Annotated in this window: 29 protein-coding genes; 18 read left to right on the top strand and 11 right to left on the bottom strand. The window is 71.5% G+C overall.

What is annotated here, in order from left to right; all coding sequences use genetic code 11:
* The 6 genes from MKK75_RS28755 to MKK75_RS28730 all read left to right on the top strand — a co-directional run.
* On the top strand, positions 1-646 hold a 646-nt coding region (locus tag MKK75_RS28755; RefSeq protein WP_279594205.1), incomplete at its 5' end, for a DNA translocase FtsK.
* Positions 647-1,072: 426 nt separating this feature from the next.
* Positions 1,073-1,561: an Hsp20 family protein gene (locus MKK75_RS28750; protein WP_244045899.1), complete on the top strand. Its 489-nt coding sequence runs from the start codon at positions 1,073-1,075 to the stop codon at positions 1,559-1,561.
* 123 nt (positions 1,562-1,684) lie between these two features.
* Positions 1,685-2,221, top strand: coding sequence for an Hsp20/alpha crystallin family protein (locus MKK75_RS28745; RefSeq protein ID WP_244045898.1), 537 nt, complete (start codon positions 1,685-1,687; stop codon positions 2,219-2,221).
* A 257-nt stretch (positions 2,222-2,478) separates the two neighbouring features.
* Positions 2,479-2,919, top strand: a complete 441-nt coding sequence (locus MKK75_RS28740; RefSeq protein WP_279594204.1) for a hypothetical protein — start codon at positions 2,479-2,481, stop codon at positions 2,917-2,919.
* A 16-nt stretch (positions 2,920-2,935) separates the two neighbouring features.
* Positions 2,936-3,274, top strand: coding sequence for a hypothetical protein (locus MKK75_RS28735; RefSeq protein WP_244045897.1), 339 nt, complete (start codon positions 2,936-2,938; stop codon positions 3,272-3,274).
* A 120-nt stretch (positions 3,275-3,394) separates the two neighbouring features.
* Positions 3,395-3,973 (top strand): hypothetical protein, encoded by a 579-nt coding sequence (locus MKK75_RS28730; protein ID WP_244045896.1) that lies wholly within the window; start codon positions 3,395-3,397, stop codon positions 3,971-3,973.
* Here MKK75_RS28730 and MKK75_RS28725 read toward each other — a convergent pair.
* Positions 3,944-4,663 carry an ArsR/SmtB family transcription factor gene (locus tag MKK75_RS28725; protein ID WP_244045895.1) on the bottom strand — a complete coding sequence of 240 codons (720 nt, stop codon included), beginning with the start codon at positions 4,661-4,663 and terminating at the stop codon, positions 3,944-3,946. The two genes, MKK75_RS28730 and MKK75_RS28725, sit on opposite strands and share 30 nt — an antisense overlap.
* Here MKK75_RS28725 and MKK75_RS28720 point away from each other — a divergent pair.
* Positions 4,644-4,895: a hypothetical protein gene (locus MKK75_RS28720; RefSeq protein WP_244045894.1), complete on the top strand. Its 252-nt coding sequence runs from the start codon at positions 4,644-4,646 to the stop codon at positions 4,893-4,895. The genes MKK75_RS28725 and MKK75_RS28720 overlap by 20 nt on opposite strands.
* A 15-nt stretch (positions 4,896-4,910) precedes the next feature.
* On the opposite strand, the gene MKK75_RS28715 is transcribed toward MKK75_RS28720, so the two are convergent.
* From MKK75_RS28715 to MKK75_RS28705, 3 genes are all read right to left on the bottom strand, one after another.
* A complete protein-coding gene (locus tag MKK75_RS28715) occupies positions 4,911-5,951 on the bottom strand; it encodes an aldose epimerase family protein (RefSeq protein ID WP_244045893.1) in 1,041 nt (346 codons plus the stop codon).
* Between the two features lie 2 nt (positions 5,952-5,953).
* Positions 5,954-7,201 carry a nuclease gene (locus MKK75_RS28710; RefSeq protein WP_244045892.1) on the bottom strand — a complete coding sequence of 416 codons (1,248 nt, stop codon included), beginning with the start codon at positions 7,199-7,201 and terminating at the stop codon, positions 5,954-5,956.
* Positions 7,202-7,333: 132 nt separating this feature from the next.
* Positions 7,334-8,248, bottom strand: a complete 915-nt coding sequence (locus tag MKK75_RS28705) for a hypothetical protein (protein ID WP_244045891.1) — start codon at positions 8,246-8,248, stop codon at positions 7,334-7,336.
* A gap of 561 nt (positions 8,249-8,809) precedes the next feature.
* Between MKK75_RS28705 and MKK75_RS28700 the strand changes: the two genes are divergently transcribed.
* The 3 genes from MKK75_RS28700 to MKK75_RS28690 are packed head-to-tail and all read left to right on the top strand — an operon-like array spanning position 8,810 to position 11,324.
* Positions 8,810-9,763 carry a lipid kinase gene (locus tag MKK75_RS28700; protein ID WP_244045890.1) on the top strand — a complete coding sequence of 318 codons (954 nt, stop codon included), beginning with the start codon at positions 8,810-8,812 and terminating at the stop codon, positions 9,761-9,763.
* Positions 9,760-10,524: a TerC family protein gene (locus MKK75_RS28695; RefSeq protein ID WP_244045889.1), complete on the top strand. Its 765-nt coding sequence runs from the start codon at positions 9,760-9,762 to the stop codon at positions 10,522-10,524. Before MKK75_RS28700 ends, MKK75_RS28695 begins: the two co-directional genes overlap by 4 nt.
* Entirely contained in the window at positions 10,524-11,324 is an 801-nt protein-coding gene (locus tag MKK75_RS28690; protein ID WP_244045888.1) for an ABC transporter substrate-binding protein, read from the top strand. Before MKK75_RS28695 ends, MKK75_RS28690 begins: the two co-directional genes overlap by 1 nt.
* Positions 11,325-11,328: 4 nt before the next feature.
* On the opposite strand, the gene MKK75_RS28685 is transcribed toward MKK75_RS28690, so the two are convergent.
* From MKK75_RS28685 to leuS, 3 genes are all read right to left on the bottom strand, one after another.
* Positions 11,329-11,610, bottom strand: a complete 282-nt coding sequence (locus MKK75_RS28685) for a helix-turn-helix domain-containing protein (protein ID WP_244045887.1) — start codon at positions 11,608-11,610, stop codon at positions 11,329-11,331.
* A complete protein-coding gene (locus tag MKK75_RS28680) occupies positions 11,607-11,930 on the bottom strand; it encodes a type II toxin-antitoxin system RelE/ParE family toxin (RefSeq protein WP_244045886.1) in 324 nt (107 codons plus the stop codon). The genes MKK75_RS28685 and MKK75_RS28680 overlap by 4 nt, the downstream gene beginning before the upstream one ends.
* Positions 11,931-12,079: 149 nt before the next feature.
* Positions 12,080-14,665 (bottom strand): leucine--tRNA ligase, encoded by a 2,586-nt coding sequence (gene leuS, locus MKK75_RS28675; RefSeq protein WP_244045885.1) that lies wholly within the window; start codon positions 14,663-14,665, stop codon positions 12,080-12,082.
* A gap of 407 nt (positions 14,666-15,072) precedes the next feature.
* Here leuS and MKK75_RS28670 point away from each other — a divergent pair, with 407 nt between their 5' ends.
* Positions 15,073-15,825 carry a YggS family pyridoxal phosphate-dependent enzyme gene (locus MKK75_RS28670; protein WP_244045884.1) on the top strand — a complete coding sequence of 251 codons (753 nt, stop codon included), beginning with the start codon at positions 15,073-15,075 and terminating at the stop codon, positions 15,823-15,825.
* Positions 15,826-16,007: 182 nt separating this feature from the next.
* Here MKK75_RS28670 and MKK75_RS28665 read toward each other — a convergent pair whose 3' ends face one another.
* The gene (locus MKK75_RS28665) at positions 16,008-16,706 is read right to left on the bottom strand and encodes a glutathione S-transferase family protein (RefSeq protein WP_244045883.1); all 699 of its coding nucleotides are present in this window, start codon (positions 16,704-16,706) and stop codon (positions 16,008-16,010) included.
* Between the two features lie 114 nt (positions 16,707-16,820).
* Between MKK75_RS28665 and MKK75_RS28660 the strand changes: the two genes are divergently transcribed.
* Positions 16,821-17,396, top strand: a complete 576-nt coding sequence (locus MKK75_RS28660) for a TetR/AcrR family transcriptional regulator (protein ID WP_244045882.1) — start codon at positions 16,821-16,823, stop codon at positions 17,394-17,396.
* 136 nt (positions 17,397-17,532) lie between these two features.
* Here MKK75_RS28660 and MKK75_RS28655 read toward each other — a convergent pair whose 3' ends face one another.
* Positions 17,533-18,102, bottom strand: a complete 570-nt coding sequence (locus MKK75_RS28655) for a L,D-transpeptidase (protein ID WP_244045881.1) — start codon at positions 18,100-18,102, stop codon at positions 17,533-17,535.
* Positions 18,103-18,491: 389 nt separating this feature from the next.
* On the opposite strand from MKK75_RS28655, the gene MKK75_RS28650 reads away from it, so the two are divergent.
* The 4 genes from MKK75_RS28650 (at position 18,492) to MKK75_RS28635 (ending at position 21,629) form a co-directional block, all read left to right on the top strand.
* Positions 18,492-19,178 (top strand): response regulator transcription factor, encoded by a 687-nt coding sequence (locus MKK75_RS28650; protein WP_244045880.1) that lies wholly within the window; start codon positions 18,492-18,494, stop codon positions 19,176-19,178.
* Between the two features lie 65 nt (positions 19,179-19,243).
* Positions 19,244-19,696 carry a cyclic nucleotide-binding domain-containing protein gene (locus MKK75_RS28645; RefSeq protein ID WP_244045879.1) on the top strand — a complete coding sequence of 151 codons (453 nt, stop codon included), beginning with the start codon at positions 19,244-19,246 and terminating at the stop codon, positions 19,694-19,696.
* A 123-nt stretch (positions 19,697-19,819) separates the two neighbouring features.
* Positions 19,820-20,695 (top strand): 2,3,4,5-tetrahydropyridine-2,6-dicarboxylate N-succinyltransferase, encoded by an 876-nt coding sequence (dapD, locus tag MKK75_RS28640; RefSeq protein WP_244045878.1) that lies wholly within the window; start codon positions 19,820-19,822, stop codon positions 20,693-20,695.
* A 79-nt stretch (positions 20,696-20,774) separates the two neighbouring features.
* Complete coding sequence (locus MKK75_RS28635; RefSeq protein ID WP_244045877.1) at positions 20,775-21,629, top strand: alpha/beta fold hydrolase; 855 nt, start codon at positions 20,775-20,777, stop codon at positions 21,627-21,629.
* Between the two features lie 6 nt (positions 21,630-21,635).
* Here the strand turns inward: MKK75_RS28635 and MKK75_RS28630 are convergent, their stop codons facing one another.
* Complete coding sequence (locus tag MKK75_RS28630) at positions 21,636-22,076, bottom strand: hypothetical protein (RefSeq protein ID WP_244045876.1); 441 nt, start codon at positions 22,074-22,076, stop codon at positions 21,636-21,638.
* A complete protein-coding gene (locus MKK75_RS28625) occupies positions 22,073-22,636 on the bottom strand; it encodes a hypothetical protein (protein WP_244045875.1) in 564 nt (187 codons plus the stop codon). The genes MKK75_RS28630 and MKK75_RS28625 overlap by 4 nt, the downstream gene beginning before the upstream one ends.
* Positions 22,637-22,819: 183 nt before the next feature.
* Between MKK75_RS28625 and MKK75_RS28620 the strand changes: the two genes are divergently transcribed.
* Together MKK75_RS28620 and MKK75_RS28615 are read left to right on the top strand one after the other, a co-directional pair.
* The gene (locus MKK75_RS28620) at positions 22,820-23,692 is read left to right on the top strand and encodes an acid phosphatase (RefSeq protein WP_244045874.1); all 873 of its coding nucleotides are present in this window, start codon (positions 22,820-22,822) and stop codon (positions 23,690-23,692) included.
* Positions 23,693-24,140: 448 nt separating this feature from the next.
* Positions 24,141-26,357 (top strand): TonB-dependent siderophore receptor, encoded by a 2,217-nt coding sequence (locus tag MKK75_RS28615; protein ID WP_244045873.1) that lies wholly within the window; start codon positions 24,141-24,143, stop codon positions 26,355-26,357.
* Positions 26,358-26,437: the final 80 nt, after the last annotated feature.

The following is a 26,437-nucleotide window of genomic DNA, read 5'->3' as shown; positions in this document are numbered from 1 at the left end:
CATCGAGGGGGCGATCCAGCGTCTGGCCCAGATGGCGCGGGCGGCGGGCATCCACCTGATCATGGCGACGCAGCGTCCGTCGGTGGACGTGATCACCGGCACGATCAAGGCGAACTTCCCGACCCGGATCAGCTTCCAGGTCACCAGCAAGATCGACTCGCGCACGATCCTGGGCGAGATGGGCGCGGAGCAGCTGCTCGGTCAGGGCGACATGCTGTTCATGGCCGGCGGCGGGCGCACGACGCGCGTGCATGGGCCGTTCTGCTCGGACAGCGAGGTCGAGAGCGTGGTCGCCCACCTCAAGCGCCAGGGGCGGCCGAGCTACCTCGACGCCGTCACGGCGGACGACGAGGACGGGGCTCCCGAGAAGGGCGCCAAGGGCAAGGCCGGCGCGGCGGAACTCGAACTCGACGGCGCGGTGTTCGACCAGGGGTCCTTCGGCGAGGCTGGCGGCGACCTCTACGAGCAGGCCGTCCAGGTGGTGCTGCGCGACCAGAAGGCCTCGACCAGCTACATCCAGCGCCGCCTGCAGATCGGCTACAACCGCGCCGCCTCGCTGATGGAGCGGATGGAGGTGGAAGGCATCGTCGGGCCCGCCAACCATGCCGGCAAGCGCGAGATTTTGGTGGAGGACGCGGTCGGCTGAGCCCGGCCGCCGGGTATAGCTTTCCAGAGTCGGCACGCGCCCTCCCTCCCCTCTTTGCGGGGGAGGGTGGCCCCTGCGTCAGCAGGGGTCGGGAGAGGGGAACCCGGGTTCAGAAAAGGGCGCGACCGGCCTGACGGGCACAGCTCCATCCTGCGCCGTCGCTCCCCTCTCGCGGGACTTCGTCCCGACCCGACCCCCTTCGGGGGCCACCCTCCCCCGCAGAGGGGGGAGGGAGATGCGCGTGGGACCGATCGCCCCTTCGAACGCCTTTCGCCCAGCCCACCAAAAAATTTTCGTTTACCCGCGGAACCTGCCTGCCGCCCGCACGTTACGCGCGTGCGAGGTCTGGAAACGGGCTCGCGGGAGGGCGCCGGATCCGGTGTCCGGCGTCGCTTGTAGTCACGTTGCTCTCTGGAGGATGTGGGTATGAGGACTTACGACGTTTCGCCCCTGTTCCGGTCGTCCATCGGGTTCGACCGCCTGTTCGAGCTGCTCAACCAAGCTGAGCGCGTCGAGCCGTCCACCGCTTGGCCGCCCTACAACATCGAGAAGGTCGCCGAGGACCAGTACCGCATCACCATGGCGGTGGCGGGCTTCACGGCCGATGAGATCGCGCTGACCCAGCAGGATACCGCGCTGCTCGTCACCGGCCAGAAGGCGGCCCCGGAGGCCGAGAAGCACTATCTCCACCGCGGCATCGCGGCCCGCACCTTCCGGCAGACGTTCAATCTCGCCGAGCACGTGAAGGTGGTGGGCGCGAACCTGGAGAACGGCCTGCTCACCGTCGCGCTGAAGCGGGAGGTGCCGGAGGCCCTGAAGCCCCGCCGCATCGCCATCGGCGGCGTCTCGGCGTCGTCCGGCCAGGACAACGCCCCGGCGCAGATCGGCCGCGAGCGCGAGGCCAAGGCCGCCTGATCCCGCGCCCTGCGGCCCGGGCGCCTCCGGGCCGCAGGGCATCCCGAGACGACACTCCCGCGCGGGTCCCCGGACCCGGGGGCCCGCTCCCGCAACGACATGTCTTGCGATGGAGACCGGACCATGAGCGTGCGCGATCTGAGTCCCTGGAACCGCAGCGGCGGCACCCCGGCCCCGGCCGGCCTGTCGAACGAGCCGGCGAGCCCGTTCCCGACGCTGCACCGCGAGATGAACCGCCTGGTCGACGACGTGTTCACCGGGTTCGGCGTGCCGAGCCTGACGGGCACCAGCCTGGCGGCCCGGAGCTTCGGCTGGCCGAACGTCGCGGTGGTGGAGGCGGACGGCGCCCTGCGCGTCTCCGCCGAGCTGCCCGGCCTCGACGAGACGGATGTCGAGCTCCTGATCGCGGACGGCGTGCTGATCCTGAAGGGCGAGACGCGCGCCGAGACCGCCGACAGGGAGCGCGGCTATTCCGAGCGCAGCTACGGCCGGTTCGAGCGGTCGATCGCCCTGCCCTTCGCGGTGCAGGAGGACAGGGCCGAGGCGAGCTTCCGCAACGGCGTCCTCACCGTGACGCTGCCGCGCTCGGCCGAGGCGCCGGATCGCTGGCGCCGCATCGCGATCAACGGCGGCAAGGGCGCCTCCGCGGCCAAGCACTGAGCGCCGCCGGAGCGGTCTGCGAGCCCGTCATGGTTTCGAAAGGTGGAGACCTTTCGCCGGTCACGGGTGGAGCCCTGGAGACCATCTCAGGGCCCGCCCTAAGAACCCGCCAAAGGGCTCGCCCTTCGGGAACCCGGGATCGCGGATCAGACAGGCTCCGAGGCCAAACGCAGGACGCGGCGGCCGGCGCGCACCCTGGGGCGTGCCGGCCGCCCCCAGCCTCCGCCCGCACGCGGGGGAGTCCAGAGGAGGGTTTCATGCAGCCGATCGACACCCTTTCCCGTCAGGCCGCCCCGGTCGCGACCGGTATCGCGCGCGGCATCGAGCGTCTCGGCCCGGTGGCGGCGGCCAATCTCCGGGCACCGGCGGTCGACCCGTTCGAGGCCTTCGTGGCGCCGGGCGACGTCTTCCGCCATCCCCGCGAGGTGCCGACCTATCCGGGCCTGTCCACGGCCGAGAAGCGGGTAATCCTGGCCTCATGGGCCTCCGACGCCCGGGCGGTCGAGGCGAGCCCGACCCTGCGCTGCCTGCCGGGCTGCCGGGCCGAGCCCGTCCCCATCGACGAGATCCTGGCGGCGCTGCAGGCGCTCGACGCGGGATCCGCGCCGCAGCCGGCGCCGCGCCGGTCGCCCGTCCCGGCGGCCGTCACCCGGCGCTGGGCGCGCGAGCGCGATACGCCCGGATCCGCCCTGAACTGAACCGGGAGGACATTCCATGACGACGTTCGACCTGAAGGATCACCATCGCGGTCTCTGGCGCCGGCGGCGGCACCGCGGCCCGGCGGCCGAGACCCACGAATCCATGCTGGTCGGCTGGCTGCTGACCACCGTGATGTGCCTCGCCCTGGCGGCGCCCTGCCCGCCCGCGGCCCTGCCCTGGGTTGCGGCCGTGCTGCTCAGCCTGTCGGGCTTCGCGTGGCTCGGCTTCGCCCTCACCCGGGGCGTACCACCGGCCACGTCCCCGGCCCTGACGGTCTGGGACGCCGCGCTGCTGTCCTTCGCGGCGAGTTTCGGCATCCAGGCGGCCGCGCGGCTCGGGCTCCTCGGAGCCTGACGCGCAGGATGAAGGCCCACACGTCGCGTCCCGGCGGATGCCGCCCGGGCGGAGGCGGGACCGGAGCCCCCACGGGGCTCCGGTCCCGGTCGAGAGACCCACACATGTCGGGAGGTCACCATGGAGGAACGGACGATCGGAATCGGCCCCAACACCCCGCCCGTGGCGGTGCCGCCGGACTGGCTCGCCGGCCGCGCGGCCCGGATCCGGCGCCGGGAGCGCTCGGTCGCCTATGCCGAGCGCCAGGGCGTGGCCTACATCGCCGAGCCCGGGACCGGCGTCACCGGGCCGACGCCGGTCGCGCCCACGATCCCGTCCTGGCAGCCCGGCCCGCGCCCGCGCCCGCGGCCCCCGCGCCCGCCGGTCCGGCGCGCGTCGGAAGACCGCAGGCCGGCGCCCGCGCTTCCGGATCTGGAGCGGGCGCTGGTCAACCCCGCGGCGGTGTTCGCCACGCCCGCGCAGGTGCTCGACCATTCCCGGCTGCTGCCCGGCTGCAAGCGGGAGATCCTGCGGCGCTGGGCCTGGGACGAGCACCTGAAGGAGGTGGCGGCCGCGGAAGGCATGGCCGAGGGCGAGCCCTCGCAACTCGACGTTGTGAAGGCCGCGCTCCTCGCGCTCGGCGAGACGTGGCATCCCCACCCGGCCGCACCCGCCGCCGCGATCCCCGTGTCACGGGAATGCGCGTGCGCCGCCGCATGAGGCCGGATCGAGGCCGAGTTCGGTCCTGAGGGCGATCCAGCCCTTCGGCGTGGCCTGCACGGCGCGGCCCGTCTCCGCGCGCCGCAGCCAGCCCTGTGCGCAGAACGCCCGCATCAAAGCGGTCGCCAGCGGGCCGGCGAGGTGGTGCTCGCGCTCGGTCCAGTCGAGGCAGGCCCCGGCGAGACCGTGGCGGCTTGGCCGCAGCGCCGCCACGTCGAGCCCTAGGCCGGCGCACCACGCAACCCCGGCCGGGGTCACGTCGTAGCGCCTGCCCTCCGCCGGACGGAGGAGGTCGCGCGCCTGCAGGGCCTCGGCGACGGCGACACCCAGTTGCCCGGCCAAGTGATCGTAGCAGCAGCGCGCGAAGTGCAGGCTCCGGGCCTCCTGACCCGGCGGCTTGCGGCGCACCTCCCCCGGCGGACGGATCGCCGCCAGATGCTCCAGGGCCTCGGCCACGTGGGGGCCGGCGAGCCGATCGTAGCGGTGGCGGCCTTGCCTCTCGACCGTCAGCAGCCCGCCGTCGCGGAGCTTGCCGAGATGGGCGCTCGCCGTCTGCGCGGTCACTCCGGCCGCGTAGGCCAGCTCGCCCGCGGGGCGGGCCCGCCCGTCGAGCAGGGCCATCAGCATGGCCGACCGGGCCGGATCCGCGATCAGGAAGGCGGCGGTGGCGATGTTGGGGTGCAGACCCATCGGCGATCTCCCGCGGAACCGGCCCATCCTGCCACCGGAACCGGACGCATGGTTCGACGCGCATCGAAGCATCGGGCGGCGGCTCACCTGGGAATATCCACGCGGCGCGCCGCACGGCGATCAGGTCGACCTCGTCGAGGTGATGGATCGTGCGGGCGGACGCATCGCCCATCACCGGGTCTACTGGGGCTGGGCGGGGTTCCGGGCGCTGACCGGCCGCGCGGGGCGCTGAAACTGGCGGACGCCCCTAATCCACCGAGAACCGGAACTCCGTGGCGGCCGCAAACGCCTCGCCCGGCCGCAGCACCGCGGAGGGGAAATTCGGGTGGTTCGGGGCGTCGGGGAAGCCTTGCGTCTCGAAGCAGACCCCATCGCCGGACCGGTAGATCCGCCCGGACGGGCCGATCAGCGTGCCGTCGAGGTTGTTGCCGCTGTAGAGCTGCAGCGCCGGCTGCGTGGTCCAGACGTCGAGCCGGCGCCCGCTGCTCGGATCGGTGCAGGTCGCGGCTGGCCGCAGCGTCCCGGCGGGGCCGCGCAGCGCGAAGGTGTGGTCGTAGCCCTTGGCGTAGGCGAGCTGCGGGTCCCCGGTGCGGATCCGCTCCTCCAGGGCCCGCGCGGTGCGGAAGTCGAACGGCGTGCCCGCGACCGGCTGGAGCGCGCCGGTCGGGATCTGGGTCGCGTCGGTCGGCGCGAAGGCATCGGCTTCGAGCTGCACGCGGTGGCCCAGGACGCTGCCCGTCCCCTCCCCGGCGAGGTTGAAGTAGCTGTGGTTGGTGAGGTTCAGGATCGTCGGCCGGTCGGTCACGGCGGCATAGTCGATCCGCAGCACCCCGTCCGCCGGCAGGCTGTAGGTGACGCGGACGTCGAGATTGCCCGGAAACCCCTCCTCCCCGTCCGGCGAGCGGCGGCTCAGGACGAGGCGCGTCGCGTCCGAGGCGTCTGCCCGCCACAGGCGTTTGCCGAAATTCCGCGGGCCGCCGTGCAGGGTGTTGGGGCCCTCGTTCACCGGCAATTGGTAGCTGTGCCCATCGAGGCTGAAGCGCCCGCCGGCGATGCGGTTGGCGTAGCGGCCAACGATCGCGCCGAAGCTCGGGCTCAGGGTCTCGTAGCCCGCCAGGGTGTCGAGGCCGAGGACGACGTTGGCCGTGCGGCCGGACCGGTCGGGCACCTCGATCGCCGTCACGGCGGCGCCGAACGCGATGACGGCGACGCGCAGGCCGCCGCGGCTCAGGACGTGGCGGGCGACCGGCCGGCCATCCGCGGTATCGCCAAAATGCTCGGTCGGCACGCCTAGCGCTTCCACACGCCGAGCCGCTCGCTCCGGGCGTGATCCTCGGCCGCGACCAGTTCGGGGCTCGCCTCAGGGGAGGCGCGGCCGCCCCCATTGAACAGCACCACCTCGGAGAGGTCGCGGCCATCCACGAGGCAGTTCATGGTGGCGCTGCCGGGGGCGGGCTGGCAGGTCACCGGCCGGCTGCCGATGTAGCGGGCCAGCTCATCCGCCTGCCCGCCCCGCACCCATTCGACGCCGAACAGATGCACCACCTTGCCGCTGACCTTGAGGGTGGCGGTGTCGATCACCTGGGCCGGCCCCGCCACGGCGTTCGGCGGCAGCGGCGTGTCGGGCTCGGCGTCGCCGGCCGTCTCGGGGGGCGGCGTGACCGTATCGGGGGCGGCGGCGGGTGGAGTCTGGGACGCGGCGGGCGGGGTGGGGGGGCTCGGCGCCTCCGTCCGGATCGCGGCCGGGGCCGCGCGGCGCGGGGATTCGGGCCCGCGGCCGTTCAGGACGAGCCCTGCGGCGATCACCGCCACCAGGGTGCCGGCGGCCGCACCCAGGAGCAGGCGGTGCTGCCGGTGGGTCCCCTCGTCCACGACGGTCCCGCCGCCGGCGAGCCGGTCGCGCAGACGGCCGAGGCCCGCCCCGATGCGGCCGGGCCCGCTGTTCCAGGCCGCCGCCGGATCCAACCCCGGGGTCTCCGCAGCCTCGGTCTCGACCGGGCGGGCGAGCCGGCCGCGCAGGCGCGTCCGCAGGGTCGCGAACCGGCCGGCGGCGTTCTGGGCCAGGACGCGGCCCTGCTCGGAGGAGCGCTCGGCCAGGGACCGGGCCCGTTCGGATTGCGCGCCGACGAAGCGCGCGGTGGCGGCCTTCATCTCGTAGGCGCCAGTCCGCAGTGCGGAATCCCGGGGCTCCTCGACGGCGTGCGCCGCCCGTTCGATCTCCGGCTCGGGGGGCAGGAACAGGGCAGGGTGGCGCGCGCGCAGCTCCGCCATGAGATCCGCCAGGGTCATCGGCGCGTCGGACTCGTCCCGATGGCGCACGGCGCCCTGCCGGTCGAGAACCCGGATGCCGGTTCCGGCCTCGTCGGGCACGCAGGCGGCCTCGGCCAGGAGTTCGAGGGTCCGCACCGCCACCGGGCGGGGGCGGGCACGGGCGACCGCGTCCCGGATCGCCGCGCGCAAGGCGTCGCGGCCGGGATCGTCGCGGGGCGGACGGACCGGTTCCCCCTCCTGTTGCCCCACCAGAGTCGAAGCCGTCATTCACCCGATCCCGGCACCACCGAGGCGCGGCCCGGAACCCAGCTGCCGGAGCCCGCGCGGGAGCGCCTCACCAAACGTTCGATCGCCGGGATTCGTCCCCTCGGCCATCCGCCGCACGCGGCGACAGGCTCCTTACGCCTTGCCGGGCGAGGCGGCCAGGGTCCCGGCCTGGATGCTCCGCCGCAGGACGCGGCCGGTCTCGCCCAGGATGTAAGGCCGCGTGCCGGCAAAGCCCACCTCCAGGACCAGCTCGGCCTCGCCGCTGGAGACGGCGCCGCGCCCGGGATTGGCGGTGCGGAAATCGACCAGCGTGCGGATCGTGCAGGTCTCGGCGTCGCAGGCGGCGCGCATCGCCCGCGGCTCGTAGCGCCGCTCGGGCCAGCGCTGGACGAAGCTGCGCTTCTCGGCGACGAGCGCCGCCGTGGTGACCGGCCGGCCGTAGAAGCGCACGCGGGTCGCGTAGAACCGGGTCGCGGCGCCCACCATGGTGTCGTCGGAGCCCGAGACGGTGGCGAGGTAGCTCGCCGTCAGCGCCCGGGCGGCGGCGGCGCGCTCGGCCGACAGGCCCGGCGCCGGGGCGAGCGCGGCCGGCGTCTCGGCGAGGCGGTACGGGCGATGGGCTTCGTGGCGCGCTTCGGGGTGTTCCCGGCGGCGCAGGCTCTCCCGGACCGGCGGACGCTCCAGGGCGGCCGCCCGCTTCGGGCCAGGCCCCCGCGTCGCCGCGGCCTTCGGCAGGGCGTCCTCGGCCGGTTCCGGCCTGGCGGCCTCGCGGACCGGGGCGACCTCGCGCAGAGTCTCGGGCTGGGCCTTCGCAGCGGCCGCCTCCGGGCTCCGGGGGCTTGCGGCCCTCATCGACTCCGTCATCGGTTCCTTCGCGGCCCCTGCGGCGGGTGCGGCCGCGCGCGGCGGCGGGTCGACCCAGCCGCTCCCGGACGCCGCGCCCGGCTGCTGGGCCGCGGCGGTGCCCGCGAGGGCGAGCGGCAGGAGCAGGCCGAAGGCGAGCGTTTGGGTGCGGGCCTGGACTCGGACGGGGCGGGTGGCGGACATCGGTGCCTTCCTGGCGGCCGGGGCGGACATCAAGATGAACGCGCCCGCTTGGGTGGCGAGTTCCACGAGGGGCTCGGGCGCGGATGACATCTTGCCTGATCGTACGGCGGCGACCAGCCCTGGATTGCGGGGATGATGGGGTTGCGTTCGTGCGTTTGGGTACCAAGTCGGGGACAGTCACGGTCGAGGTCGCTCTCGGCTGCGGTTGTTCCCAGGTTCCACCCCACCGCGCACCGAGGATCCCGTGGCCCAACCCGACATCCAGGCCCGCCCGACCCGCCCTTCCAGGGTGGTCAGCCGCGCGCATCCCTTTTCCGGACGGGTGGAGCGTCAGTGGAACCCGGTCCGGGATCCGGCACGAAGAGCGCCGCGTCGGCGGCACGGATTGACCGGACGGACGCCCCGCGACGTGGTGCGCCTGGTCCCGGGTCGCATTCCCCTGGCGCTGCATGCACCCGGGAACCGGGTCCGTGCTCGTTTGGCGCGACGGAATGGCGCCGGATCCTCGCTCCATACCTTTCACCGGCTGACCCGCCGGTATCCCGGATCCGGGAGCCCCCGATGAGCGACGCGCCGCGCCGGGCCCTGCTGGTCTGCAACGCCAAGGCCCGCAACGGCGGCCTCGACCTCGACGAGATCCGCCGGATCCTGCGCGCGGGTGGGATCGAGCCGGTGGAGCCGCCGCCGGACGCCGATTGCCGCGACGCGATCCGCAGCCAAGCCGGATCGGTCGATCTGGTGATCCTCGGCGGCGGCGACGGCACCATGAACGTCGCTGCCCCCGCCCTGGTGGAGGCCGGCCTGCCATTCGCCATCCTGCCGCTGGGCACCGCCAACGACCTCGCCCGCTCCCTCAACCTGCCGCTCGATCCCCTGGAGGCGGCCCGCTTCATCCCGACCGCGCAGGCGCGGCCGGTGGATCTCGGCTGGGTCAACGGCCACTACTATTTCAACGTGGCGAGCATCGGCTTCTCGGCGGAACTCGCGGGCGCGCTGACGGCGGAATCGAAGAAGACCTTCGGCGTGCTGGGCTACGCGGTGGCGGCGATCCGGGTGCTGCGCCGGGTCCGGCCGTTCACGGTGACGATCGAGCGCGACGGCACGGTCGAGACGATCACCACCATCCAGGTCTCGGTCGGCAACGGCCGGCACTACGGCGGTGGCATGACGGTGGCGGAGAGCGCCGCGGTGGATGACGGCAAGCTCGATTTCTACAGCCTGGAGATCGACCATTGGTGGCGGCTGATCGCGCTGCTGCCGGCGCTCCGGCGGGGCACGCACGGCCGGGCCGCCGACGTGCGCGCCTTCCACGCGCAGGAGATCCGGATCGCGACACGCCGGCCCCGCCCGGTGAACACCGACGGCGAATTGACCACGCGCACGCCCGCGCACTTCAAGGTCTTTCCGAAGATCCTGCGGGTCTTCGCCCCCGAACCGGTGCGCGGCCCGAACCCGTTCGACCTCACGACTCTCGGCAGCCGCCTGTTCCCGACCAGCGAGGCGCCCCGCCCGTGACCGACCTGATCCAGCTCGCCGGCCAGCCCGCCGTCTGGGCCGCCCTCGCGACCCTCGTGGTGATGGAGGTGGTGCTCGGCGTCGACAACCTGATCTTCATCTCGATCCTGACCAACAAGCTACCGGCGGATCAGCAGACCCGGGCCCGGCGGATCGGCATCGGGCTGGCGCTGATCCTGCGGCTCGGGCTGCTGGGCACGGTGGCGTTCATCGTTCACCTGACCGAGCCGGTCTTCTCGGTGCTCGGCCAGGATTTCTCCTGGCGCGACCTGATCCTGATCGGCGGCGGCCTGTTCCTGCTGTGGAAGGCCACCAAGGAGATCCACCACAGCGTGGATCCCGATCCGGAGACCAAGGAGTCCGGCGGCAGCCTGGGCTTCGGCGCGGCGATCGGTCAGATCCTGCTCCTCGACCTCGTCTTCTCCATCGACTCGATCATCACGGCGGTGGGCATGACCGAGCACGTGCCGGTGATGATGGTGGCGGTGATCATCGCGGTCGCGGTGATGCTGATCGCCGCTGAGCCGCTCTCGGCCTTCATCGCCCGCAACCCCACCGTGGTGATGCTGGCGCTCGGCTTCCTGATCATGATCGGCATGGTGCTGATCGCCGAGGGGTTCGGGGCGCATGTGCCGAAGGGCTACATCTACACCGCCATGGCGTTCTCGGCGGGCGTGGAGGGCCTCAACATGCTGGCCCGACGGCGCCGACGCGGCGCCAAGGGGGCGGTGGTGCCGGCCGGTCGGGTCGAGCGCGCCTGATGCGGATCGGCGCGGCGCTCTCCTGGCTTCTCCTTCCGGCCCTCGCCCACGCGGAGACGAAGCCCATGCCGCCCGTGTCCATGACGCCTGCCCCCGCCGTCCTACACGATCTCGCCCCCACCGGCACCCTCCGGGCGGCGATCAACCTCGGCAATCCGGTGCTGGCGCAGGCCGGACCGGACGGCCCGGCGGGGGTCTCGGTGGATCTCGCCCGGGCGCTCGCCGCGCGGCTCGGCGTGACGGTGGCGTTCGTGACCTTCCCGGGGGCGGGCGCGGTCTCGGGCTCGGCGGGGTCCGGCACCTGGGACATCTGCTTCCTGGCGATCGACCCGAAGCGGGCCGAGGGCATCGCCTTCACGGCGCCCTACGTGCTGATCGCCGGCAGCTACCTCGTGCCGGCGGATTCACCGATCCACACCCTGGAAGAGGTCGACCGCGACGGCGTGCGGGTCTCGGTCGGGCGCGGCAGCGCCTACGACCTGTTCCTGAGCCGGAGCCTGAAACACGCGACCCTGGTGCGGGCGCCGACCTCGGCCGAGGCGGTGACGGCCTTCGCGCGGGACGGGCTGGAGGTGGCGGCCGGGGTGGAGCAGCCGCTCGCCGCCTACGCGGCGGCGCATCCGGCGGTGCGGCTGCTGCCGGGGCACTTCATGGAGATTCCGCAGGCGATGGGCCTGCCGGTCGGGCGCCCGGCGGGGGCGGCCTACCTCGCGGAATTCGTTGCGTGGGCAAAGCGCGAGGGGCTCGTGCGCCGCGGCCTCGAGGCCAGCGGGCAGGATCCGGGTTTGGCGGCGCCGTAACGGTTCAGGCCGCCTCAACGACCTGAATGCGAAGTGCAAGGCCTGTCGCGCTGGCGATATTGACCAACGCATCCAGGGAGAACTTGTCGACTTTGCCACGCATCAGGTCGTTGAGACGGGGACGCGTTAGGCCGAGCCGCGCCGCTGCCTTCTCCTGCGGCAGGTCCCAGGTGCGGATTCGTTCCCGGATGGCCAGCAACAGGTCGGCACGCGCCGTCATGTTGGCAGCCTCAATGGGCGTATCGATCAAAGCTTCGAAAACACTGTCAAAGGTCTCTGTGTTCATAGCCCGGCGTTCCAATCCCTGAGACGCTTCGTCGCCAAATCGATATCGTGCTGCGTGGTCTGCTGAGTCTTTTTCTGGAACGCATGAAGCACCAGAACGCAGTCTGGTAACGTCGCCAGATAGAGGATCCGGAACGCACCGCTGCGGTCCCGGATTCTGATTTCACTGACGCCCTGACCGACTGACGACATCGGCTTCCAATCGTCGGGGTCGAGGCCCGTCTGAACGGCGCGGAGTTCTACACCGGCTCTGTAGCGGACCGTTTCCGGAAAGCTCTGCAGCACCTTCCGGCTGTCACCGAGGAACGTGACGGGCTTCATGGTTCGATGTGGCGTGTGTATCAAAACCGGTACAATACGACAAGGCGCTAGTACCTCCCACGGCGAAGGTTGGCGGAGCCCTCGTCAATCGCTTCTGCGGGCCGGCGCGGCGCTGTATGCTTCCAACAAGCGCGACGATAGTCGAACTGTCACACCACCAGATTCACGATCCGCCCCGGCACCACGATCACCTTGCGGGGCGCCCGCCCCTCCAGGATCGTCTGGACAATCTCCAGCGCCAGGGTTGCGGCCTCGACGGCCTTGGCGTCGGCGTCGCGCGCCACGGTGACGTCCGCGCGCTTCTTGCCGTTGATCTGGACCGGCAGGGTGATCTCGTCCTCGACCAGAAGCCCGGCCTCCGCCTCCGGCCAGGGCGCCTGCGCGACGAGCCCGGAGCCCCCCAGCACCGCCCAGCACGCCTCCGCCAGATGCGGCATCATCGGCGCGATGAGCTGCACCAGGATCCCGGCCGCCTCCCGGGCCGCCGCCGGCGAGACCGGGCCGCGCAACCCGTCCTCCAGGGCGTTGGCCAGGGTGTAGATGTGGGCGACGCAGCGGTTGAAGCGCAGGCGCTCGATATCGTCCTGCACCGAGACCAGGGCCCGGTGGGCGGCCTTGCGCAGGGGCAGATCCGCGGCGCCGTCGCCGGTCGCCTGACCGGCGGCGTTCACCAGCCGCCAGACCTTCTGGACGAACCGGGCCGCGCCCTGCACGCCCTCCTCGGTCCAGATCACGTCGCGCTCGGGCGGCGAGTCGGACAGCATGAACCAGCGTGCCGTGTCGGCCCCGTAGCTCGCGATGATGTCGTCGGGGTCGACCACGTTCTTCTTCGACTTCGACATCTTCTCGATCGGGCCGATCGCGATCGGCGCCCGAGTTTTCACGTGAAACGCGCGGCGCTCGCCCTCTTCGGTGGCGAAGCCGATCTCGGCCGGCGGCACCCAGGCGCCGGCCGCATCCTTGTAGGTCTCGTGCACCACCATGCCCTGCGTGAACAGGCCCGCGAACGGTTCGGCGACACCGGCCCAGCCGGTCTCGCGCATCGCCCGCATGAAGAACCGGGCGTAGAGCAGGTGCAGGATCGCGTGCTCGATGCCGCCGATATACTGGTCCACCGCCAGCCAGCGGTCGACCACGGCGCGGTCGGTGGGCGCGTCGGTGAGCCAGGGCGCCGTGAAGCGGGCGTAGTACCAGGACGAGTCGACGAAGGTGTCCATCGTGTCGGTCTCGCGCCGGGCCGGGGCGCCGCAGCGCGGGCAGGGCACGGTGCGCCACGCGGCGTCGCGCTCCAGCGGGTTGCCGGGCTGGTCGAAGGACACGTCCTCGGGCAGCGTCACCGGCAGGTCGGCGACTGGGACCGGCACCGGGCCGCAGGACTCGCAGTGGATGATCGGGATCGGGCAGCCCCAGTAGCGCTGACGGGAGACACCCCAGTCGCGCAGGCGGAACTGGACCTTGCGGGTCGCGACCCCCTCCCCTTCGAGCCGCCGCGCCACGGCCTCGAACGCCGCGTCGGTGCTCAGCCCGTCGAGGAAGCGCGAGTTGATCATCCGCCCATCCTCGACATAGGCGGTGTCGGTGATGACGAAGCTCGCCGGGTCCTGGCCCTCGGGGCAGACCACCGGGGTGTTGCCGAGCCCGTACTTGTTGGCGAAATCGAGGTCGCGCTGGTCGTGCGCCGGGCAGCCGAACACCGCGCCGGTGCCGTAGTCCATCAGGACGAAGTTCGCCACGTAGACCGGCAGCTCCCAGGACGGGTCCAGGGGATGGCGGACGGTGAGGCCGGTGTCGAAGCCGTGCTTCTCGGCGGTGTCGATCGCGGCCTGCGCGGTGCCGGTGCGGCGGCATTCCTCGATGAAAGTCTGCAGCGCCGGACGATCTGTGGCGAGCGCGGCGGCCAGCGGATGGTCGGCGGCGATCGCCAGAAATTTCGCGCCGAACAGGGTGTCGGGCCGGGTCGTGTAGACGGTCACGGATTCGGGCGCGACGGCTGGCGGTCGGGCGAGTGCGAAAAGAACCTCCAGACCTTCCGAGCGGCCGATCCAGTTCTTCTGCATCAGCCGGACCTTTTCGGGCCAGCGGTCCAGCCCGTCGAGGGCGGTGAGCAGATCCTCGGCGAAATCGGTGATCCTGAAGAACCACTGGGTCAGCTCGCGCTGCTCGACGAGCGCGCCGGAGCGCCAGCCGCGCCCGTCGATCACCTGCTCGTTGGCCAGCACCGTGTGGTCCACCGGGTCCCAGTTCACCTTGGCGGTGCGGCGGGTGACGAGGCCCTTCTCCAGGAAATCCAGGAACATGCGCTGCTGGTGCTTGTAGTAGTCGGGGTCGCAGGTCGCGATCTCCCGGCTCCAGTCGAGCGACAGGCCCATGGCCTTCAACTGGTCGCGCATGGAGGCGATGTTGGCGTAGGTCCAGTCCCGCGGGTTGACCTTGCGCTCCATGGCGGCGTTCTCGGCCGGCAGGCCGAAGGCGTCCCAGCCCATCGGGTGCAGCACGGCGAAGCCGCGGGCGCGCTTGTAGCGGGCCACCACGTCGCCCATCGCGTAGTTGCGGACATGGCCCATGTGGATGCGCCCCGACGGATAGGGGAACATCTCCAGCACGTAGTATTTCGGACGGGGATCGCTGTTGTCGGTCTCGAACAGGCGCTGCTCGGCCCAGGCCTCCTGCCAGCGCGGCTCGGCATCCTTGGCGTTGTAGCGCTCGACGGGTTGGGGAACGGCGGTGCTGGTCATGGATCCGGCGGGGTCAAGGCTCGACGGCGTTCGGAGGAACGGTCGCGGCACGGTCGCGCCGCGATAGCATATCTGTGCCAGAGCCGGTCAACGGACGGCGTGATTCGGCCTTGCGCGGCGCGCGCGAGCGCATAGGTCCGTCGGAAGCACATAGGGTACACGAGAGCGGCCTTCGCTGGGCCGATCCAATCCACATCCTCATCCTGAGGTGCCCGCGTGAGCGGGCCTCGAAGGAGGGCTCCAGGGATCGCCCGGCTGGCTGGAGGGCTCCTTCGGGGCCTCCGCTGCGCTCCGGCACCTCAGGATGAGGGTGTAGATTGGATCACCCGCCTCCCGGAAGGATCCGTATCGTTCCCTGCAGCGGGGCCACAGAGGCCGGCGCCCGGCAGCGACAGGACAGGCACAGGATGCACGACGCGACCACCGAATCGGATTCCCCCCCGACTGACGGGATGGGGCATCCGACCGCGAAACCCCCGGTCGGGCAGGCGGACGTCGCCGCCGGGCTCGCCGAGGTGCGGGCGGCGATCGCCCAGGCGGCCGAGGATTCCGAGCGCGATCCGGCCGAGGTCCAGCTGGTGGCGGTCTCCAAGACCGTGCCGGCCGAGGGCATCCTGCCCGCGCTCGCGGCGGGGCAGCGGGTGTTCGGGGAGAACTACGTCCAGGAATCCACGGCGAAATGGCCGGCCCTGCGCGACCGCTATCCGGATGTGGAGCTGCACCTCGTCGGGCCGCTGCAATCCAACAAGGCCCGGGAGGCGGTGGCGCTGTTCGACGTGATCCACGCCCTGGACCGGCTGTCGCTGGCGGCGGCACTCGCCAAGGAGATCGCCCGGTCCGGACGCACGCCCAAGCTGCTGATCCAGGTCAACACCGGCGCGGAGCTTCAGAAGGGCGGGGTCCTGCCGGACCAGCTCGATACCCTGCTCGCCGCGTGCCGCGATACGCACGGGCTGGCGATCCAGGGGCTGATGTGCATCCCCCCCGCGGACGACCCGCCCTCGGCCCATTTCGCCCTGCTGGCCCGGCTGGCCAAAGAGCACGCCCTGCCGATCCTCTCCATGGGCATGAGCGCGGATTTCCCGGCGGCGATCCAGCTCGGCGCCACCCATGTCCGGGTTGGGACCGCGATCTTCGGGGCGCGGATGCCGAGGGGATAGGGGTGTGTGCCGGGCTTCAGGGATCGGACGCGATCGGCGTGGCCCGCCATGGCCGGGTTCGACCCGGCCAGTCGTAGGGCCCGTCGCCGTCGCATCCCCGAAGCCGCCAGCGCAGATCGCCGCGCAGAGGCGGTGAAGGCGATCGTGCGGCCGGACGGTTGCCAAGCCCGGCCGCTGAACGCTCAGGGGCGATTGTCGATCTCCGGCACACCGCTGCTCCGGTCGGCATACGCGGCGATGAAGGCCGGTCGAGCCTGCCAGCGCCGCCAGAAGCCATCGAGATGTTCGAACCGCTCGTCGAGCGGGGTGGCGTTGACGGGGAACTTGGAGAACGCAATCGCCGTCGCCAACGTGATGTCGGAGAATGTCGGCTGCTCGCCGCCCAGCAGCCACGCGCGGCCATCCGCGAGATGCCGGTCGACGAGACCGGCATGCGCCAGGGCCACCTTGCGCGAATGCTCGCCCCAGGCCGGGTTGCTGGTCAGTTCGAGCTTCGGGCCCAATCCCTGGTGCAGGACGTGGAAGGCCGTGACGATGGGGTAGAGGATGTGCACCCACACCCGGCTGTCCCACATCTGATCCAGACCGCGCTCATGCGCCGTCGCCCCCATGATCTTGCGGCCTTCGAACGTGTCGTCGAGGTAGCGGGCGATGGCCGAGGTCTCGCTGAGGTAAGAACCATCGGCGAGGGCGAGGGTCGGCGTCTCGCCCCAGGCGTTCATCTTCAGGTGCTTCCAACCCCGCTGCTCGCCGACCGGCGACATGTCGTAGATCGTCTCGTCGAAGCGATCGGCGATGCCCTTCTCGTGCAGGAAGATGCGCAGGCGCTGCGGGTTGGGAAAGGCCGAGGGTGAGGTGAAAAGCTTCAGCTTGTCGGACATCGTCGTCTCGCTTTTCGCGTGCCGTGATCTGTCTGTCAGATGACAGGCTGTAGGCTATGACTCCGATCTTGTACCGTCAACACCTGTCTGCCATATGACAGGTGGAGGTCGGAGATGGCAGCGACGGCGAAGGGGAATGTGCGAGAGGCGATCCTCGTGGCCGCCAGGGAGGCGGCGATGGCCGCTGGCTACGGCGGCCTCAACTTCCGCGACCTCGCCGAGACCGTCGGCATCAAGGCCGCCAGCATCACCTACCACTTCGCGACGAAGGCTCTCCTCGGCGAGGCGGTCGCACGGCGCTACTGGGAAGACATCGCCCGCGATCTCGAAGCCATTTCGACGAATGCCGGAAGCCCGACAGAAGCGTTGCAGCGATACCCGAGCCTCTTCCGGCTGTCCCTGGAGCGCGACAATCGCATGTGCCTGAGCAGCTTCATGGCGACGGAGCATGACGCGTTGCCCGAGCCGGTGCTGAAGGAGGTGCAAACGTTCGCCGACGTGAACACCGCTTGGCTCTGCGACCAGTTGGTCGCCGCCAAACGCGCCTCGCGAGCCGAGGGTGAGCTGCGGGCCCGCGCCATCTATGCGGCTGTCGCCGGGGCGCAGATCATCGCTCGAAGTCGTTCGGACGTAAAGTTGTTCGACAATTTGATCGAAAGTTACCAAAAAACGGGATTACTCCCAAGATAATTGAACTTCACCTCCAGCAGTTTCGGATTTGGGTGCCTCCGCCGCATCCGATCCAGGCCGGACGACGGGTTCGGCGCAGGTCTCACCCGGAGGCAGACCGGCTGTGTTCGACCCCGCCGCTCTCTGAGAACCGCCCTCACCCGATCCGCAGATGCGTCCGCGGCCCGAGCCGCCGCAGCAGCCGCAGCAGGTCGGCCCGGGCGAGGGCGACGCAGCCCTCGGTGGGACGGTAGCCGGCCCGGGCGAGGTGCAGGAAAATCGCCGAGCCCCGCCCCTTCCGGATCGGTCCCCGGTTGTAGTCGAGGTCGATCACCACGTCGTAGAGCCCGTCGTCCCGCCACAGGGATTCGGCGCTGACGCCGGGCGCCGGCAGGCGGAGCGGGCGATTGTAGCGGCGGTCCCGGCGATCGTCGCACCAGCCGTCGCCGGGGCGCGTCGCCCGGAGCGGCAGCGCCGTGCGCGGGCGGAGGCCGAGGCGGTCGGGCCGGTAGGCGCCCCCGCGCAGCCGGAACCGCCCGCGGGGCGAGCCGCCGTCGCCCTCGCGCTTGTCGACCACGAGACCGCCGGAGCCGAGGGCACAAGGGATCACCGCCCGCCCGACCAGCAACTGGCCCCGGCACCGGTCGCCGACCAGGGCCCGCACGCGGATCTCGCGCAGCGTCACCCGCACGCCGTCATCGGCCTGTCCCTTCGCCCGCCGCCGCATATCCGCCCTCCCCTCGACGCCCCCGGCCGGGTCCAGCCGGCGCGGCTTATGCCCGATATCCGCAGTCGGACGGATGAAAATTGCGCACAAGGCAATTTCCGGCCACAAAGGATGCCCTATCCTTGGCCGGAACCCGGAATGCCAGCCGGGACTCGGGAGGAGATCGGTCCCTCGCCAGCGCGGGTGGGCCCCTTCGGAGTCCAGCCCGGCGGTCCGGCCACCGCAGCAATCCCGTTCGCCGGGGCGTCCTCCGCCGCGGCGGCGCAATGGTGCGGAAACCGAAGCCTCCGCAGAATCGCCGCGATCCTGCCGAGAACCGTTAGTGATCGCGTGCTGCCCCCCGGGAGGATCGCCCTCCCCCGCCGGCGGCCTGTCCTGGGACCCGGACGATGCCGAATGCCTACCGCCTGCTGATCTGCGACGACGACGCGATCCTGCGCGACACCCTCACCGAGCAGCTCGACCTGTGCGACGCGTTCTCGGTCTTCACCGAGGCGAACGCCGCGGACGCGATCCGGCGGGTGGCCGCGGAGCGCATCGACCTCGCCGTGATGGATGTCGGCCTGCCCGACCTCGACGGGCGCGAGGCCGTGCGCCGGATGCGCGCCGGCGGCTTCCGCGGGCCGGTGATCATGCTGACCGCCCAGGATTCCGAGGCCGACCACGTCGAGGGGCTGGAGGCCGGCGCCAACGACTACGTCACCAAGCCGTTCAAGTTCGGCATCCTGCTGGCCCGGATCCGCGCCCACCTGCGCAGCCACGAGGCCTCCGAGGACGCGGTGTTCCAGATCGGCCCCTACACGTTCCGGCCCGGCGCCAAGCTGCTGGTCGGCGAGCGCGGCTCGAAGCTCAAGCTCACCGAGAAGGAGACCGCGATCCTGCGCTTCCTCTACCGGGCCGGTAGGGCCGTGGTGAACCGCGACACGCTGCTCGCCGAGGTCTGGGGCTACAACGCCCACGTCACCACCCACACGCTGGAGACGCACATCTACCGGCTGCGCCAGAAGATCGAGCCCAATCCCGCGACCGCCGCGATCCTGGTGACGGAGGGCGGTGGATATAAATTGCTGCCCTGACTATTTGCCTTTTTGCGTGTAATCGATCCTGCGATCCCAATCGACAGGGTTGATGAGGCGGTTCTTTGGGGCTCGACGACGACATCGCGATCCTCGCCGCCGCGCCGGTGTTCGGCTTCCTCGACCGCGATGCCCTGCGCCTGCTCACCTTCGCGGCCGAGCGCCGCGAACTCGCCGACGGCGACCTGCTGTTTTCCCGCGACGAGCCGGCCGACGGGGGTTTCGTGGTGATGTCCGGCACGATCCGGCTGATCCCGCGCCACGGCCGGTCCGAGCCGGTGCGGGCCGGGCGGTCGGCGGTGATCGGCCAGCTCGCGCTGTTCGTGCGCGGCACGCGCCCGACCGAGGCCCGCGCCGAGGGCGCCGCCGCGGTCCTGCGGATCACCCCGACGCTGATGCGGCGCGTGCTGGAGGAATTCCCGGAGGCGGCCGAGGCCGTCCATGCCGAGCTGGCTGAGGACCTCGCGGCCTTCGTGACCGATCTCGACCGGGTGCGGGGGCTGCTCGCGGTGGAGTGAGCCCGACCGGGCTGCCGTGGTCCTCGACCGGGCGTGGAACCCCCGCCATGGCGCCCCCCTCAGGTGACAGCCCCGAGCCCCGCTTGTAAGCACGGGCTCCCGCCACGAGAGTTCTCGACCTTCATGTCCCAGGCCGGCAAACCCCTTTCCGCGCACGCCCATTCCGATCTTGCCCAGACCATCGAAGCCGCCTGGGAGGACCGCGCCAGCGTCTCGACCGCCACGAAGGGCGCGGTGCGCGAGGCCGTGGAGGCGGCCCTCGACTTGCTCGATTCCGGCAAGGCCCGGGTCGCCGAGAAGAGCGGCAACGCCGATTGGGTGGTCAATCAGTGGCTCAAGAAGGCGGTGCTGCTCTCCTTCCGCCTCAACGACATGGCGACCATCGAGGGCGGCCCCGGCGGCGCCCCCTGGTGGGACAAGGTCGCCTCTAAATTCGCCGGCTGGGGCGAGGCCGAGTTCCGCGCCGCGGGCCTGCGCGCCGTGCCGGGCTGCTTCGTGCGCCGCGGCGCCTACATCGCGCCGGGCGCCGTGCTGATGCCGAGCTTCGTCAATCTCGGCGCCCATGTCGGCGAGGGCACCATGGTCGACACCTGGGTGACGATCGGCTCCTGCGCGCAGGTGGGGAAGAACTGCCACATCTCCGGCGGCGCCGGCATCGCGGGCGTGCTGGAGCCGCTCCAGGCCAACCCGGTGATCATCGAGGACGATTGCTTCATCGGCGCCCGCGCCGAGGTGGCCGAGGGCGTGATCGTCGGTCAGGGCAGCGTCCTGTCGATGGGCGTCTATATCGGCGCCTCCACCAAGATCGTGGACCGCACCACCGGCGAGGTGATGTATGGCCGCGTGCCGCCCTACTCGGTGGTGGTCTCGGGCACGATGCCCGGCAAGGCCCTGCCGGACGGCTCGCCCGGTCCCGGCCTGTACTGCGCGGTGATCGTCAAGCGCGTCGATGCCGGCACCCGGTCGAAGACCGCGATCAACGAGCTGCTGCGCACGTAGGCCCGTACGCCAGGGCTTTGCCCTGGCAACCCACCGAAGGGCGCGGCCCTTCGGGATCCCCGATCGGGTGGATTGCCGGATGGATACGCAGGCGCTGAACCTCACGGTGGCGGGCCGGCCGGTGCCGACGCCCTGCGCGGTGATCGGGCAGGGGCCGGAGGCGCTGCTGTTGCCGGCCCTGTCGACCATCTCGGCACGCGCCGAGATGCGGGACCTCGCCGGCGCGCTCGGCGCCGACTATCGCTGCCGCATCCCCGACTGGCCGGGTTTCGGCGCCCGGGCGCGGGCGCGGGTGCCGCTGGCCCCAAAAACCTTCCACGCCTTCCTGGACGCGCTGCTCGACGCCGCCCCGGGGCCCTACGCAATCGGGGTCGCGGCCGGCCACGCCGCCGGCTATCTGGTCGCGGCGGCACGGCGTCACCCCAAAACCTTCGACCGGCTGGTGCTGGTGGCGCCGACCTGGCGGGGGCCGCTGCCCACCGCGATGCCGGGCCGCGCCCACTGGTTCCCGCGGATCCGCCGGGCCGTGGAGGCGCCGCTCCTCGGCGAGGCGCTCTACCGGATCAACATCAGCCCGCCGATCATCGGCCGGATGCTGCGCGCCCATGTCTACGCCGATCCCGCCCGGGTGACCCCGGCCCTGATCCGCGACAAGCACGCCATCACCCGCCAGCGCAACGGCCGGTTCGGCACCGCCGCCTTCGTCACCGGTGGCCTTGACCCGGCGGCGAGCCGCGCGGAGTTTCTGGACCTGTTCTCGGGCGATCTGCCGCCGGTCCTGGTCCTGCGCCCGGACGGCGCCCCGCGCCGCTCGGGCGCCGAGATGGACGCGCTGATCGCCTCCGGCCGGGTGACGGGCGCCGCGATCCCGGGGGCGCTCAGCCCGCACGAGGAGCATCCGGACGCCGTGGCGGCCGCGATCCGGGCGGCCTGAGGATCCTCAGGGCAGGGCGCCCGGGGGATGTTCGGGCGGCATCGTGATCACGCCGCGACGATAGGGGAACCGGGCGCGCTGGAGCGGGTCGGGCCCCGTGAAGATCAGCCGCGCCCGGAACGCCACGGGGCTGACGCAGATCAGGTAGCCCCGCAGCGCTCGCTCATCCGGAACGAACAGGGCTTTCGTCAGATAGCGGTCTCCGGCGCGGACCCAGCCGGGGATCGGCAGGCCCCAGCGCCGGGCCAGATGCTCGCCGACCCCCCCCAGGAAGGCGTCGGCCTCCGGCAGCCCGAGCCGGCCGGGTTCCTCCGCGATGAAGGCGGCCTGCCGGGCCCCGTCGCCGTCGGCCGCGTAGAAGGCATCGAGGAAGTCGCGCAGGTGGTGCTCCCAGTCGCCGTCGAGGCGCGCACGCGCGACGACGGCGGACAGGCTGCGGGGCCTCACGGGGCCGCCTCGACGACGCTTTGGAAGCGGGCCCGCGCCCCCGGCGGCGGCGCCTCGCCGTAGATCGCGCGGTAGTGGCGTTCGAGGGTCGCCACGTCGCCGATGTTCAGATGCACCGCCAAGGCTCGGGCATCGTTCAGGTCCCGGTCGCCCCGGTCGAGGCTTTCGAGGGCATGGAGCTTCATCGCGAGGAGGTAGGACGGTGTCGCGAGGACGGTCCGGAGACCGGGCGTACCGCCCGTCGGATAGGTGCCGGACAGCGCGAACAGAGTCTCGTCCTCGTCGAGGGGCGTGAACATGCCGACCGCATCGTTGAGCCAGTCCGGCTCGAAGCCCATCCGCTCGGCGACGCGCCGGACCGACGGGGCGAGGGCGGCCTCGTCGTAGCCGGTCCGCACCACGGCATCGACATCCTCGGTGGACCGGCGCCACGCGAATTGCAGCATCAGCGCCCCGCCGCCATAGATCGCGAGCTCGACGAACTGGCCGTGATCGGCGAGGTCTGAGCCCAGGGCCTCGAAGGCTTCGAGGAGGCGGGCGCGGTCGAGCGGTCGAGCCATCGTGCCGGATGCCGGTAAAAGCGGGTCGGCGCAGGGTTCGCGCCTCCCGGAGCCGGGGTCAACCGCGGAAACCCCGCCCCTGGACAGGGGCGGGCACCTGTGCAGGGACTGAATCGGCCGGCCGAACCGTTCGTCCGGCAGCGGGAGCGGCCCGCCGATTCATCTGAGCCAGCTACGGATCCGATGCCCCGCACCTCGACCCTGCCGAACGCTACCCTGACGCTTCTGGTCCTTCTCGCCACCGCGATCCCGGCCTGGGCCGAGGATCCGCCCCGCCCTGCCCCCACGGCCGCGCCCTCGCTCGGCGCCGACACGCTCAAGCCCGGCAGGCCGGCCGTGAAGCCCTACCTCGCCGACGCGGCGCTGCCGGACGCGGTCCGCATCCTGCCGCCGCCGCCGGCCCACGACGCGCCCCTGGACAGGGCCGACCGGGCGGCCTTCGCCAACACCCGCGCCCTCAAGGGCAGCCCCCGCTGGGAGATCGCCGCCAACGACGTGGCGGAGGGCGCCGCCGCGGTGCTGGAGAACTTCGCCTGCGTGCTCGGAACCCGGATCGACCAGGCCCGGGTGCCGGCGGTGATCAACCTGCTGGAGCGCGCCCGCCTCGACCTCGCCCATGCTACCCGGGCCCCGAAGGTGCATTACCGGCGGCTGCGCCCCTTCGTGGGCAACGACGCGCCGATCTGCGTGCAGCGTACCCAGGCGCTCGCCGACAGCTTCAGCTACCCGTCCGGCCACGCCACCCAGGGTTGGGCCTACGCGCTGATCCTGGCCGCCCTGGTGCCCGAGAAGGCGACCGCGATCCTGGTGCGCGGGCGGGCCTACGGCGAGAGCCGCATCGTGTGCGGGGTGCACTGGCTCAGCGACGTGGCGGCGGGGCGCCTCACCGGCACGTCGGTGTTCGCGGCCCTGATGGGCGATCCGGCCTTCCGGGCCGACCTGGAGAAGGCCCGCAGCGAACTCCACGCCGCCATGGCCGGGGCCGGAGCCCCCCCCGATCAGGCCACCTGCACCCGGGAGAGCGACGCCCTGCGCGAGCCGCCGCTGGAATTCTGACGTCGCGTTCCGGAAACCCGGGCACGCCGGCCCTTTGACGGTGTCCGCAGCGATCCGACGCCATGGCGTCGCGCCGGTTCAGCGCGGTTTCCGATGCGGGAACGCGGCCCTTTCCCGGGCGCATGCAGCGCAGGCGGAATGCGACCCGGGATCCGGTTCCGCTTCGCTCCACCCGTCCGGGAAATGGGCGCGCGATCGGCGCAGGAGCGCTGATCCTACGATGCGAACGCGGTCGCGCATCTCGAACGGGCTGCCCCTCGATCCGCGGGACCATTCGGGCAAACCGGTAACCGGCCCGGCTTCAACGTCGTCCCAGCCTCGAATCATTCCACTTTTTAAGTCTTCTAAGTGTGTGATTTACAACACGTATTCGCCTTGATCAACAACCCGTGATCGACCCATCGTGAGACCCGAATGCCAATCCAACGGCATGACAACAGGGTTTTCGATGTTCATGCGTACCGTCCGCCCCGGGCTGCTCCTCGCCGCCACGGCCCTCGCAGGCCCCGCCCTCGCCCAGGACCGGAGCGTGCAGCTCAACGAGATCTCCGTGGAGGCCGTCGGCCCCGGCCCCGTGGTTCCGGCCGGTGCGGGGCTGGGCGGCAACGTGAGCGGCGGCGATGGCGGCACGGCGGCGACCAGCGGCGGCGGGGGCGGGCCGTCCGGCGTCACCGGCTACGTCGCCCGGATCAGCCCCACCGCCACCAAGACCAACACGCCGCTGATCGAGGCGCCGCAAGCGGTCTCGGTCGTCACCCGCGAGCAGCTCAACGACCGCAACGTCCAGAGCTTCAGCGACGCGCTGGCCTACGTCCCGGGGGCCAGCATCAACGTGTCGGGCTTCGATCCGCGCTTCGATCAGGTCTTCATCCGCGGCTTCGACGTGCTGTCCAACCAGGGCACCTACCGCGACGGCCTGCGCCAGATCGGCAGCGGCTTCATCTTCCCGCGGATCGAGCCCTACGGCCTGGAGGCCGTGACCATCCTGCGCGGGCCGGCCTCGGGCCTCTACGGGCTCGGCTCGCCGGGCGGCATCCTCGACGTCACGTCGAAGCGCCCGGTCTTCGCGCCCTTCGGCGAGGTCTGGTTCCAGAGCGGCAGCTTCGACCGCTTCCAGGGCAATTTCGATCTCGGCGGCCCGGTCGAGGGCTCGGACGGCACCATGGCGTACCGGCTGACCGGCGTGCGGCGGGAGGCCGGCACCTTCATCGGCCGCGGCACGAACGACGACCAGCTCAACATCGCCCCGGCCTTCACGTGGAAGCCCTCGGCCGACACCACCCTGACCTTCCTGAGCGAATTCCAGGTCCGGAACACGCCCGCGACCGTGTTCTACTACAACGATCCCGGCTTCCGGGTGACCAAGTACTACAGCGGCGATCCCCGCTTCGCCGGCCTCGACCAGACCCAGTACCGGGTGGGCTACGCCTTCGAGCACCGGTTCTCGGACGACCTGATCGTCCGCCAGAACTTCCGGCATTACGGCATCTTCCTCAGCGCCAAGTATGCGGAGATCGATTCCATCAACGCGGCGCGGACCCTGGGCTCCCGCTCGACCGGCTACATCCGCGAGGGGCTGGTGCAGCAGACGCTGGACAACCAGCTCGAGGCGCACCTCGTCACCGGCCCGGTCGCCCACACCCTGCTGGCGGGCGTGGACTACGCCCATTACGGCCTGAGCAACCGCTTCGGCGCCGGCCCGGCGCCCGACCTCGACCTGATCACGCAGAATTACGGCCGGCAATTCATCCCGACCCCGACGCTGGGCAGCCCCACGCGGCAAGCGCAGGACCAGATCGGCGTCTACCTGCAGGATCAGGCCAAGTTCGGCGACTTCATCCTGACCCTGAACGGACGGCACGACTGGGTCTTCCAGGACAACCGCGCGACGCCCGCCAGCGCGGTGACCCGCCAGGACAACACCGCCTTCACGGGCCGCGTCGGGCTCGGCTACGTCCTGGCGCCGGGCCTCGTGCCCTATGCCAGCTACGCCACCACCTTCACGCCGCAGGTGGGCACCGATGTGCGCGGGCAGGCCTTCAAGCCGGCGACCGGCGACCAGATCGAGGCGGGCGTCAAATACCTGATCCCCGGCACCAACATCCAGACGGCGTTCGCGGGCTTCGACATCGAGCAGTCGAGCATCCTGCGGACCGACCCGACCAACCTTGCCTTCCAATCCGCCACCGGCTCGGTGCGCTCCCGCGGCTTCGAGGCCGAGGCCGTCGCCAACCTCGCGCCGGGCACGAACCTGACCATCGCCTACACGCACCTCGACTTCCGGTTCGTGAGCCAGACCTCGTTCACAGGCGCGACCCAGGACGGGAACCGCGTCTCCGGCATCCCGAGCGACACCTACGCGTCGTTCCTCACCTACGCGTTCCCGACCTCCTCGCCCCTGCGCGGCCTGACCATCGGCGGCGGCATCCGCTACATCGGCACGAGCTTCGCGGACGACGACAACACGGTGCGCAACCCCACCGTGACGCTCTACGACGCGCTGGTGGCCTACGACTTCGCGGCGATCGACCCGAAGTACCGGGGCCTGCGCGCGCAGATCAACGCCACCAACGTGTTCGACCGGACCTACAACACCTGCGCGTTCGGCAACTGCTTCCGCGGTGCCCCGGCGACCGTGATCGGCAGCCTGATCTATCGCTGGTAGCGCAGGGCGGGGGCAGGGGGCCCGGGGATGTGGGCATGGCAGGTCCCCGCCCCCGGCACTGGAGCGCGGCGGTCAGATCG

It is taken from the genome of Methylobacterium sp. J-030 (genome assembly GCF_022829545.1).
In the GTDB taxonomy this organism is placed as follows: Bacteria; Pseudomonadota; Alphaproteobacteria; order Rhizobiales; family Beijerinckiaceae; genus Methylobacterium.
This window is presented reverse-complemented; position numbering and strand designations above follow the sequence as displayed.